We start from the raw sequence: 12,024 nt of genomic DNA, 5'->3' as shown, positions 1-12,024 counted from the left end.
CATGTTCCAGTATTATTTTTTGCTCGGCCTGCGCAGCCTGCGCCGCAACCCGGCGCTGACCGCGCTGCTGGTGCTCACGCTGGCCGTGGGCGTGGCCGCCAGCATCGCCACGCTGACCATCCTGCACGTGATGTCGGGCGACCCGATTCCGCTTAAAAGCGACCGCCTGTTCGTGCCTGTGCTCGATAACGGCCCGCTGGCCGGCTACAAGCCCGGCGACGACGCCAACGACGACCAGCTCAGCTACACCGACGCCAGGAACCTGCTCAATGCCAACATCGGCGAACGGCGCACGGCCATGTTCGGCGTGGCCGGCCCGGTGGAGTCGGAGCGCGCCGACCTGGGCGTGTTCTCGGCCGGCGGCGAAGCGGTGACCGCCGACTTTTTCCCGATGTTCGATGCGCCGTTCCGCCACGGTCGGCCATGGAGTGCGCTCGAAGACAAGGCCGGCGCCGCCGTGATCGTGCTCAGCAGCCAACTGGCCGCCAAATTGTACGGCGACACAGTGCCGGTCGGCCGCCGCCTGCGCATCGCCGGCCATGCCTACCAGGTCATCGGCGTGCTGGAAAAATGGACCGTGGTGCCGCGCTTCCACCACATCATCGGCAACAGCGGCGGCGCCTTCAGCGAGGAGGACGAATTCTTCGTGCCGCTGTCCACCGCGATTGCGCACCAGATGGTCCGCAACGGCAGCTCTGGCTGCACGACTTCCCCTGGCGCCGGCTACCAGGCCTTCGTCGATTCGGAATGCACCTGGCTGCACTTCTGGTTCGAGCTGGCCAGCAGCCGCGACCGCCCCGCGCTGCAAAGCTTCCTCGACAGCTACGCAGCCGAGCAGCGCAAGCTGGGCCGCATGGAACGCCAGGCGCCCAACAAGCTGTATGACGTGCGCGAATGGCTCGACTACCTCAAGGTGGTGGGCAACGACAACAAGCTGTCGGCCTGGCTGGCGTTCGGATTCCTGATGCTGTGCCTGGTCAACACGATCGGCCTGCTGCTGGCCAAGTTCTCGGTGCGCGCACCCGAGGTGGGCATCCGCCGCGCGCTGGGTGCCTCGCGCCGCGAGATCTTCTACCAGTTCCTGCTCGAGAGCACGGTGGTGGGACTGGCCGGCGGCGTGCTGGGCCTGCTGCTGGCGTTCGGCGCGCTGGCCCTGATCGCCATGCAATCGAAGGAACTGACCAGGGTCGCGCACATGGACTGGATCATGCTGCTCACCACGTTTGCGCTGGCGGTGGCCGCCGCCATCCTGGCCGGCCTGCTGCCCACCTGGCGCGCCTGCCAGGTCACGCCGGCCCTGCAACTGAAATCACAATAAGGACACTCCATGGCACATCCGATACTTTCCGCGCTGTGGCGCAACAAGACCGGCCCGCTGCTGGTGGCCACCCAGGTGGCGCTGAGCCTGGCCATCCTGGCCAACGCGCTGTACATCGTGCAAGTGCGCCAGGCGGTGGCGGCGCGACCGTCCGGCGTGGCCCACGAGCAGCAGATCTTCGGCGTTGAAGTGCGCCGCATGGGCGTGGGCACGCACCAGGAGGAACTGGCGCTGCAGCAGCGCGAAACGGCCACGCTGCGCGCGGTGGCCGGCGTGCAGGCGGCCGCCGCTGCCAGCCAGGCGCCGCTCACCCGCTCCGGCAACTACAGCGGCCTGACCACCGACCGCAAGCAAGAAGTCATGCAAGCCAATACCACCAATTACGTGGTGGGCGACTCGATCGTGCAGGCCTGGGAACTGAAGCTGGTGGCCGGGCGCGATTTTCTGCCCAACGAATATATCGAAGTCGACCTGAATACCAGCAGGGAGCCGCCGCGCGTGGCCATCATCACCCAGGCGCTGGCGCGCAAGCTGTTTCCCGGCGTTGACAATGTGGTAGGCAAGACGATGTATAACGGCAGCGGCGCCACCGCGCGCGAACAGCAAATCGTCGGCGTGGTCGAGCGCCTGCAAACACCAGCCGCGCAAATCGACGAACGCGGCGAATTCTCCACCATCTCCCCCGCCCGCGTGACCGGCATGCCCGGCAACGACTACACCGTGCGCGCCGAACCGGGCCAGCGCGACCGCGTGATGAAGGAAGTGGAAGCGGCCCTGCGCGCGGCCTCGCCCACGCCGATCATCGTGCGCACCAAGAGCCTCGATGAATTTCGCAGTCTGCGCTACCGCGCCGACAACGCCATGGCCTGGATGCTGATCACCGTCAGCGCGCTGCTGCTGCTGATCACCGCCAGCGGCATCGTCGGCATGGCCAGCCTGTGGGTGACGCAGCGGCGCAAGCAGATCGGCGTGCGCCGCGCACTCGGTGCGCGCCGTATCGACATCCTGCGCTACTTCCTGGCCGAGAACTTCATGATCACCAGCGCCGGCGTGGCCACCGGCGTGCTGCTGGGCCTGGGCCTGAACCAGTTGTTGGTCAGCCAGCTCGAATTGCCACGGTTGCCGGCCGGCTACCTGGTGGCGGGCGCCGGCCTGCTGTGGCTGCTGGGTCTGGCTGCCGTGTACGGCCCGGCCTGGCGCGCGGCCAGCATCTCGCCGGCCACAGCCACCCGCAGCGCATGAACGTGGGCGGCCACGGGGCGGCAAGGCAATGTTATGCTGACGCCATGCCTACCGTACTCATCATCGACGACAACGCCGGCGTGGCCCTGGCGCTGGATGTGCTGTTCTCGCTGCACGACATCAGCACGCTGCGCGCCGCCTCGCCGCAAGAAGGCCTGCACCTGCTGGCGCGGCACCCGGTCGACCTGGTGCTGCAAGACATGAATTTTTCTGCCGACACCACGTCCGGCGAGGAAGGGGTGGCGCTGTTTCGCGCCATCCGCGCGCGCCACCCGGAGCTGCCGGTGATCCTGCTCACGGCCTGGACCCACCTCGACGCGGCGGTGGACCTGGTCAAGGCCGGCGCCGCCGACTACCTGGCCAAGCCCTGGAACGATACCCGCCTGGTGGCCACCGTCAACAACCTGATCGCCTTGGGCCAGGCGCGGCGCGACCTGGCCCGCCGCGAGCAGGCCGAGCAGCGCCAGCGGCGCGAACTCGAAGCCGGCCACGACCTGCGCGGCATGGTGTGGCAAGACCCGGCCACCGAACGCGTGATCCACCTCGCCTGCCAGGTAGCGCGCGCCGACGTGGCGGTGCTGATCAGCGGCCCCAACGGCGCCGGCAAGGAAGGCATCGCCGCCATCATCCAGGCCAATTCGGCCGTGCGCGACGGTCCGTACGTGGTGCTCAATTGCGGCGCCCTGCCCGCCGAGCTGATCGAGGCCGAACTGTTCGGCGCCGAAGCGGGCGCCTACACCGGCGCCACCCGCGCGCGCGAAGGCAAGTTCGAGGCGGCCGACGGCGGCACCCTCTTCCTCGACGAGATCGGCAACCTGCCGCTGGCCGGCCAGATGAAACTGCTGCGCGTGCTCGAAACCGGCCGCTTCGAACGGCTGGGCGCCAACCGCGAGCGGCAGGTGAAGGTGCGCGTGATCAGCGCCACCAACGCCGACCTGCCGGCCATGATCCGCGCCGGCACCTTCCGCGAAGACCTGTTCTACCGCCTCAACGTGATCGAACTGAAAGTGCCGCCGCTGGCCGCGCGCCCGGCCGACATCGTGCCGCTGGCCCACCATTTCCTCGGCGCCGGCAAACAGCTGCATGCCGCTGCCCAGGCCGCGCTGCTGGCGCACGGCTGGCCCGGCAATGTGCGCGAACTGAAAAATGTCATGCTGCGCGCCGGCTTGCTGGCGCGCAGCGACCTGATCCAGTTGGGCGACCTCGGCCTGCCAGCCGCGCCGGCGCCAATATCGGCGACGACCACGGCCGGCCCGGCCGCTGACGACGCCGGCCGCGAACCGGACCGCGACGCCATCGGCCTGGCCCTGGCGCGCGCCGGCGGCGTGGTGGCGCAGGCGGCGGCCGAACTGGGCCTGTCGCGCCAGGCGCTGTACCGGCGCATGGAACGCCTGGGCATCGTGCGGCCCTGATGAGCACGACTACCCCGCCGCCGGATCCGCACCGGCGTCCGCAAGGCATGCGCCTGTCCTTGCTCACCCGCTGGACTGCGCTGGTCGCCACCCTGGTCACGGTGGGCATCCTGATCGCCCAGGGCCTGAGCCACGTGCTGCCCGACCGGCCGCTGCTGGTGCTGGGGCTGTGCCTGCTCTGCGTGCTGCCGCTGGCCATCATCACCATCCGCGCCCAGCTCGACCACATGTTGTCGCTGTTCCGCGCCCTGACCGGCACCGTCACCAGCTACCAGGACGGCGATTTTTCGTTTTCCCTGCACTGGCCGCAAAACGACGAACTGCGCGACCTGGTGGACGCCCACAACGCGCTTGGCGACGTGCTGCGCCATCAACGGCTGGAACTGGTGCAACGGGAGTTGCTGCTCGACACCATGGTGCAGAACACCCCGGTGGCGATGCTGCTGGTGAGCGGCGGCGGCAAAGGCGTGGCAAGCAGCGGCGCGGTGGTGTATGCCAACATTGCCGCACGCCAGTTGCTGGACCAGGGCCGCAAGCTCGAAGGCCAGCGCCTCGACACCATCCTGGCGCGGGTGTCGCCGGCGCTGTCGGAAGCGCTGGCGCGTGGCGGCGACGGCTTGTTTACCACTACCGGGACCGGCGCCGGAACCGGGTCCGGAACCGGGTCCGGCGACGAGGCAGAGGAAGAGGTCTACCACCTGGCGCGGCGCAGCTTCCAGCTCAACGGCCGCCGCCACGAACTGCTGCTGCTGCGCCAGCTGACCATGGAACTGCGGCGCCAGGAGGTGCAAACCTGGAAAAAAGTGATCCGCGTGATCAGCCACGAATTGAACAATTCGCTGGCTCCGCTGACCTCGCTGGCCCACTCCGGCGCCGAGCTGGTGCGCCGGGGCCAGACCGAACGCCTGCCCCACATCCTCGCTACCATCGAGGAACGCACGCGCCACCTCGAGACTTTCATTCTCGGTTACGCCCGCTTCGCCAAGCTGCCCACGCCGCGCCTTGCAATGCAACATTGGACGCCGTTTTTGGCCGCATTAGGCGAGCAAATCGTGTTTCGCGTGACCGGTGCGCTGCCGCCCGAACCGTGTGCATTCGATCCGGCGCAGCTCGAACAGGCGCTGCTCAACCTGGTCAGGAATGCCCACGAATCGGGCTCGCCACCGGACCAGGTGACGCTCGAGGTGCGGCGGCAACAGGACCTGGTGCGCATCGACGTCCACGATCGCGGCCCCGGCATGAGCGATACCGTGCTGACCAACGCGCTGGTGCCTTTCTATTCGACCAAGCGCAGCGGCACCGGCCTGGGCCTGGCGCTGGCCCGCGAGATCATCGAGGCCCACGGCGGACGCATCACGCTGAGCAATCGCGACGGGGGCGGACTCACTGTGACCCTGATGCTTCGGAGCGTCTAAAAAACCGCCATCGCTGCGTCTTGCTCTGAAGGTTATTTGGAAGCTCCTGGTGTCTGTTACGCGCAACGCGAAACGACCGGACTCGACATTAAAATTTTAAAATTTGCGCAACGGAAATTAATATACAGTAATATTTGTGCAGTGCGCCCCGGACGATAAAAAAAAGCTATCAAAATATAAAAATACATAAGTAAATATAAAATTGACAAGCTATTGAGCCCATCGTAAGTTGACGTGTAGTTTGCGTTTTCTTGAATCTTCCTCGGGTCTTTATTAAGCGGAGTCATATAATGAAATTAAAATTTATCGCACTGGCAGCCATGCTGGCCGGATCCATCGCCACCGGCGCTCACGCAGGCACCATCAACGGTGTCAACACACCTGACATCGTGCTGAAGCAAAACAGCACCAATTCAGATTACTGGACTGCCGGCTTCAGCAACGTGCCTGTCAATGGCAGCACCGGTACCTTTACCGATATCTTCACCTTCACCCCTGAACTGACCGGCCCGGCGTTTGCCAGCGGCGCCCTGATCAACTTCTCGCTGTTCGACTACGGCGACTTGCGTTCGATCACCGCTACGCTCAACAACAACGCCTTCACTGCGTCGTCGACCGTACCCGGCCTGTTCACGCTCGATCCAGTCCTGCTGGGCGCAGGTCCGCTCACGCTGACCATCAGCGGCATCGTGTCGTCGGCCGGCGGCTCCTACGGCGGCAACCTGAACGTGCTGGCCGTACCGGAGCCGGAAACCTACGCCATGATGTTGGGTGGCCTGGGCCTGCTGGGCTTCATGGCCCGTCGCCGCAAGAAGAATTAAGACTCCGCGCAACACACCCGAAAAGACGCTCCGGCGTCTTTTTTTTTGCCGCCAGCGTTACAATGCCGGCCATGTCTTCCATTCCCACCCGCTTCGACCAGCCCGGCCACCCATCGGCCACCATCACCGAATACCAGGGCGTGCGCAGCCTGCACCTGGGCACCTCGTGGGTGCAAGGCGCCATGCGCATCGCCAAGCCCGACAACATCGAGCTCGAGTACGTGCAGATGATGATGATGTGGCTGCTCTTTATCGACAGCCCGCGCCACATCGTGCAGCTGGGCCTGGGCAGCGCCGCCTTGACCAAGTTCAGCTACCGCCGCATTCCGACCGCGCGCGTGACCGTGGCCGAACTCAATCCCAACGTGATCGCCATGTGCCGGGCGCAGTTCGCCCTGCCGTCCAACGACGAGCGCCTCGACGTGCGTGAAATGAACGCCATGGACTTCGTGCTCGATACCGCCAACCACGGTACGGTGGACGTGTTGCAGGTGGACCTGTACGACGAAGAGGCGCGCGGCCCGGTGCTGGACTCGCCCGAGTTCTACCAGGCCTGCTACGACACCCTGGCCGACGGCGGCATCATGACCACCAATGTGTTTGGCGACTTTTCCAACTACGACAAGAATTTGCAGGCGATGGAGCTGGTGTTCGACGCCGTGGTGTGGCTGCCGGAGGTCCACGATGCCAACATCGTGGTGATCGCTTTCAAACAGGCGCCGGTGATCGATTTCTCGGTGCTGTACGAGCGCGCCGGGCAGATCAAGAAAACACTTAATTTGCCGGCCAAGGCCTGGGTCAACGGTTTGAAGGGCTGGATGCTGGACCAGCGCTAGCGTTCGCCGGCGATGCAGGCGCGCCACACTTTGCGCGCGACCACGTGGAACACGTGACTGGCGCCAGCCCAGCTTACGATACATTGCGTTACATGGCACGCACTATCGTCGTGACAGCGTGATAAGTATTTATTCTGCAACATTGTCCATCGTCTGCGTAGAAAGCCTGATTGCTGCGGGGCTTGCCTGCGACTAGTATTTTTTGACCGGCCGGTACCACCGTCCGTCCACCACAAAAAAAACTGGAAAGAGACCATGACAAGAGCACCCCACTTCAAGCGCAGCCGTATTGCCCGCGTCATCGCTGGCGCCGTCGCCCTGCTGGCCGCCGGCCAGTCCGGCGCGCAATCGGCCGCCGACGAACAGGCCGCCAAAGAACAAACTGTGGTCGTACTGGGTTCGCGCACGGTCGCCAAGACCGCGCTCGATACGTCGTCCCCGGTCGGCCTGATCAGCCTGAAAGACATGCAGACCGCCGGCCCGCTGGAACTGGGCAAGCTGCTGCAAACGCTGGACCCCTCGTTCAACTTCTCCAGTACTTTCATCAGCGACGGCACCGACAGCATCCGCCCCGCCACCCTGCGCTCGCTGGGCCCGGACCAGGTGCTGGTGCTGGTGAACGGCAAGCGCCGCCACCAGCAGGCACTGGTCAACGTCCAGCAAAGCGTGGGGCGTGGCTCGGCCGGCACCGACATCAACGCCATTCCGCTGGCGGCCATCCACCACATCGAAGTGCTGCGCGACGGCGCGGCCGCCCAATACGGCTCCGATGCGATTGCCGGCGTGATCAACATCGTGCTCAAATCGCAGGTCAAGGAGACCTCGGTGAGCGGCACCTACGGCACCACGTCCGAAGGCGACGGCGACCTGTATTCGGCCAGCGCCAACACCGGCGTGGCGCTGGGCCAGGACGGCGGTTACCTGAACCTGACGGTCGAAGCGCGCAAGCGCGGCGAGACCAACCGCGCCGGCGTCGACTCGCTGCGCGTCGATCCGCCGCGCGTGACGCAACATATCGGCGACAGCAACACGCGCGACCTGTACTTCTGGTGGAACGCCGCGATCCCGATCGACAAGCAAAGCGAGTTCTACGCCTTTGGCGGCCTGTCCAAGCGCAAGGGCGACTCGTTCGGCTTCTTCCGCTCGGCCGGCGACGACCGCACCGTACCGGCCGTGCATCCGAACGGCTTCCTGCCCGCCATCCACACCGACATCAAGGACGCCTCGTTCGCGTTTGGCTACCGGCGCGACCTGACCAATGACTGGAAGGCCGACATCAGCATCAACCACGGCGCCAGCGAACTGGCGTTCCACGAATCGGACAGCATCAACACCAGCTACTGGTACGAACCGCGCCCGGGCGGCGGCATCTACGCCGAATCGCCGCGCGAGGCCGACACCGGTACCCTGAAATTCAACCAGACCACCTTCAACGCCGACATCAAGGGACCGGTCAAGCTGGGCGACGCCAGCATCTTCGTGGCCACCGGCTTCGAATACCGCCGCGACAACTACCAGATCGTTGCCGGCGACCCGGTCTCGTACCAGTACGGCCGCACCAACAACCCGGCCATCCGCATCGTCGGCCAGAACGGCAATACCGCCGCCTCGGGCATCCAGGGCTTCCCCGGCTACACGCCCGCCACCGCAGTCGATGACGGCCGCCACAACATCGCGCTGTTCCTCGACGTCGAGCACAAGCCGGTGGACAACGTCACCCTGGCCGGCGCCGTGCGCTACGAAAAATACTCGGACTTCGGCAATACCGTCACCGGTAAGCTGAGCGCGCGCTGGGACCCGACCAAGACCGTCGGCGTGCGCGGCAGCCTGTCCTCCGGCTTCCGCGCACCGAGCGTGCAGCAGGAGTTCTACAGCTCCGTCTCCACCAACCTCAATAACGGCGTGCTGACCGAAACCCTGACCGCGCGCCAGGGCAGCGCCGTCACGCAGGCCTTCGGCATCGCCCCGCTCAAGGAAGAGACCTCGCGCAACGCCAGCGTAGGCCTGGTGCTGCGCCCGGCCTCGAACATGTCGCTGACGGTGGACGCGTACCAGATCAAGATCCGTGACCGCATCGTGTTCTCGAGCGAGATCGCGCCGGAAGCGAACGGCGGCCCGATCGCCAACGTGCTGCGGCCACTGGGCGTGGGCCAGGCGCAGTTCTTCACCAACGCGGTCGATACCCGCACCCGTGGCCTCGACATCGTGGCCGAACACACCAGCAAGTTCGCCTCGTCGGCGCTGGTGCTCTCGGGCCAGCTGGGCTTCAACAAAACGGAGGTGAGCAAGCGCCATTCGACATCGTCGGTACTGAGCGGCGAGACCCTGTTCGACCAGGCGCAGGTGACCCTGATCGAACGCGGCCAGCCGCGCAAGCACCACGTGGTGGCGGCCGATTACACCAACGGTCCATGGAACCTCAACGCCCGCGCCAACTATTACGGCGAAGTGCAGGCGCAAAGCTTCAGCCCCCTGCATACGTGGGATGCCAAATGGCTGGTCGACACGTCGGTACGCTATGCCTTCAGCAAGCGCACCTTCCTGAGCCTTGGCGTCAACAACCTGTTCGACCAGTTGCCGTCCGAGTGGACCAACGGCGGCGACTTCCCGAAACTGGGCTTTACGCGTTGCTGGGAGACCTGCCCGTTCGGCGTGAATGGCCGCTCGATGTACCTCCGCGCCGACACGGCGTTTTAAGCGACCACGGCAAACCTGCTGCGCGGCCCGGTGTCGCCCCTGCGTTGCTGGCGGCGGTTGTATGCCGCCAGGTGCACCACCGCCGCCAGCCGCCTGACCAGGTCTTCCATTTCCTCTGCCGGCACCTGTGCGTAGCCGAGCATCAGTCCTTTCCAGCCCGAGCCGCCGTGCGTGTCATGGCGGCTCAGGGCATTGACCACCACGCCATGCGCCAGCGCCTGCGCGCTGATCGCCGCGTCGTCCAGGTCCTGGTCGCGCAGGCGCAGTGACAAATGCATGCCTGCCGACGCGCCGTGCACCGTCGCCACCGCTCCCATGTGCTGTTCCAGCGCCACCACCAGCGCATCGCGCCGCTGCCGGTACAGGCGCCGCATGCGCCGCACGTGCAGCGCGAACTGGCCGCTGCGCAGGAACTCGGCCAGCGCCAGCTGCTCGGCCGCGCGCCCGCTCGCATGTGATTGCGCGCGCATGGCGGCAAACGCTGGCGCCAGCGCGCGCGGCACAACGACAAATCCGATGCGCAGTCCGGGGAACATGGTCTTGCTGAAGGTGCCCAGGTACACCACCGGCGCGTCCGGCGCCAGACCCTGCATGGCCGACAGCGGCGCACCGTCGTGGCGGAATTCGCTGTCGTAGTCGTCCTCGATGATAAGGGCGCCGGCCACGCGCGCTGCGTCAATCAGCGCCAGCCGGCGCCGCAAGCTGAGCACGCTGCCTACCGGGTACTGGTGCGACGGCGTGGTGTAGACCAGGCGCGGAGGACGCAGCAGCCAGTCGTTTGCCGTAGGCGCGATGCCGTCGTCGTCGACGTCGATGCCGGTCACGGCCAACCCGGCCCCGCGTGCGGAGGCCAGCGCGCCGCCGTAGCCTGGGTTCTCAAGCCAGATGGTGTCGCCGGCGTCGGCCAGCGCGCGCAGGCACAGGTCGAGGCCACTCTGGGCGCCGTCGGTGATGAACACCTGGCCCGCTTCGCACACCACGCCGCGCGCGGCACGCAGGTGATCGGCGATTGCCGCCCGCAGTTCGGCTTCGCCGCACGGATCGCCGTAATTGAGTTGCGCGGGCGTGAGGGTGCGCCAGGCGCGGTCCACCAGGCGCCGCCACGAGGCCGTCGGAAACTGGTCGAGCGCCGGCACGCCGGGCACAAAAGCGCCCATGCGCTGGGCGGTGCCGTAGAGCGGGCGCAGGTTGCGCGCGCGGTGGGACAGACCGGTGGTGCTTATCGTCGCGCTGGCGCCGCTGTTGGCGGTTGTGATAGCCGCTTGCGGCGCCGCCATCGTCGCCATCGTTGCCACCGTCGTGCCACGGCGGTCGGTAGTGACGAAACCCTCGCTGGCCAGTTGTTCGTACGCGTACAGCACGGTGTTGCGGGCCACGTGCAATTCCTCCGCCAGCGCGCGCGAGGCGGCCAGGCGGGTACCGGCAGCCAGGGTGCCATCTCGGATGGCCGTGCGCAGGCATTCGTGCAGCAGGCGCTGGCGCGGCCAGGCGCGGTGACGGTGCTGGTCCGCATAGGTGGCAAGCAGCCGGGCAAGATCCATTCTGTGGCTCCATAAAAATAGGTGATTGTGGACCTTATTTCAGGGCCAGCAACGCATTATATTGGTGTCTCACCTTTCTGGATGGAGAACATGAACGACCACACCGAAGCCCCCAGCGCCCGCACCCGCGTGCGCCGCGTCGCCACCAACGCGCATTACGACGCCGCCACCCTCCACGCCATCATCGATGCCGCCTACCTGTGCCACATCGCCTTTACCGATAACACGGGCGCGCACTGCATCCCCACCGCCTGCTGGCGCGACGGCGCTTACCTGTACATCCACGGCTCCAACGGCAGCCGCATGCTCAAGCGCCTGCAGGAAAGCGACGCGTGCGTGACCATCACCCACGTGGACGGCCTGGTGATGGCGCGATCGGCCTTCAGCCACTCGATGAACTACCGCTCGGCGATGATTTACGGGCGCTTCGAAGTGGTCGCCGACGAGGCGGCGCGGCGAAAAGCGATGGAAGACTTCATGGAGCAGTTGCTGCCGGGACGCCAGGGCGAAGTGCGGCCTGGGTCGGACAAGGAATACGCGGCAACGACGGTGATGCGCATCGCGCTGGACGAAGCGGCCTGCAAGGTGCGCAGCGGCGGACCGAAGGACGACGAGGAAGACCTGTCATGGCCGGCGTGGGCAGGCGTGCTGCCGTTTGCGCAAACCCGGCTGGCGCCGGTGGCCGATGCAGCCTGCGCCATCGAGGCGCCGGCGCATATAACAGGATGGCAGAACGGTTGAA

9 protein-coding genes are annotated in these 12,024 nt (G+C 66.1%); 8 read left to right on the top strand and 1 reads right to left on the bottom strand.

Annotated features, from left to right (window positions below):
- Nucleotide 1: 1 nt before the first annotated feature.
- From J2X54_RS03015 to J2X54_RS02985, 7 genes are all read left to right on the top strand, one after another.
- Complete coding sequence (locus J2X54_RS03015) at nt 2–1,318, top strand: ABC transporter permease (RefSeq protein ID WP_310177544.1); 1,317 nt, start codon at nt 2–4, stop codon at nt 1,316–1,318.
- Between the two features lie 9 nt (nt 1,319–1,327).
- On the top strand, nt 1,328–2,560 hold the full coding sequence (locus J2X54_RS03010) for an FtsX-like permease family protein (RefSeq protein WP_310177542.1): 1,233 nt from the start codon (nt 1,328–1,330) through the stop codon (nt 2,558–2,560).
- Between the two features lie 44 nt (nt 2,561–2,604).
- The gene (locus tag J2X54_RS03005) at nt 2,605–3,972 is read left to right on the top strand and encodes a sigma-54 dependent transcriptional regulator (protein WP_310177539.1); all 1,368 of its coding nucleotides are present in this window, start codon (nt 2,605–2,607) and stop codon (nt 3,970–3,972) included.
- On the top strand, nt 3,972–5,387 hold the full coding sequence (locus J2X54_RS03000) for a HAMP domain-containing sensor histidine kinase (RefSeq protein ID WP_310177537.1): 1,416 nt from the start codon (nt 3,972–3,974) through the stop codon (nt 5,385–5,387). Before J2X54_RS03005 ends, J2X54_RS03000 begins: the two co-directional genes overlap by 1 nt.
- Before the next feature lie 290 nt (nt 5,388–5,677).
- Nucleotides 5,678–6,208 (top strand): FxDxF family PEP-CTERM protein, encoded by a 531-nt coding sequence (locus J2X54_RS02995; protein ID WP_070246981.1) that lies wholly within the window; start codon nt 5,678–5,680, stop codon nt 6,206–6,208.
- 62 nt (nt 6,209–6,270) lie between these two features.
- Complete coding sequence (locus tag J2X54_RS02990) at nt 6,271–7,044, top strand: spermidine synthase (protein ID WP_310177534.1); 774 nt, start codon at nt 6,271–6,273, stop codon at nt 7,042–7,044.
- Nucleotides 7,045–7,299: 255 nt separating this feature from the next.
- Nucleotides 7,300–9,741, top strand: coding sequence for a TonB-dependent receptor (locus tag J2X54_RS02985; protein ID WP_310177532.1), 2,442 nt, complete (start codon nt 7,300–7,302; stop codon nt 9,739–9,741).
- Here the strand turns inward: J2X54_RS02985 and J2X54_RS02980 are convergent.
- Entirely contained in the window at nt 9,738–11,282 is a 1,545-nt protein-coding gene (locus tag J2X54_RS02980; RefSeq protein ID WP_310177530.1) for a PLP-dependent aminotransferase family protein, read from the bottom strand. The two genes, J2X54_RS02985 and J2X54_RS02980, sit on opposite strands and share 4 nt — an antisense overlap.
- Before the next feature lie 90 nt (nt 11,283–11,372).
- Here J2X54_RS02980 and J2X54_RS02975 point away from each other — a divergent pair, with 90 nt between their 5' ends.
- Entirely contained in the window at nt 11,373–12,023 is a 651-nt protein-coding gene (locus J2X54_RS02975) for a pyridoxamine 5'-phosphate oxidase family protein (RefSeq protein WP_310177528.1), read from the top strand.
- Nucleotide 12,024 lies beyond the last annotated feature (1 nt).

The sequence above is a fragment of the Duganella sp. 3397 genome (assembly GCF_031456625.1).
Lineage (GTDB): Bacteria > Pseudomonadota > Gammaproteobacteria > Burkholderiales > Burkholderiaceae_D > Rugamonas > Rugamonas phyllosphaerae.
Note: the sequence above shows the minus strand (reverse complement) of the source record. Positions and strands in the feature narration are given on the sequence as shown.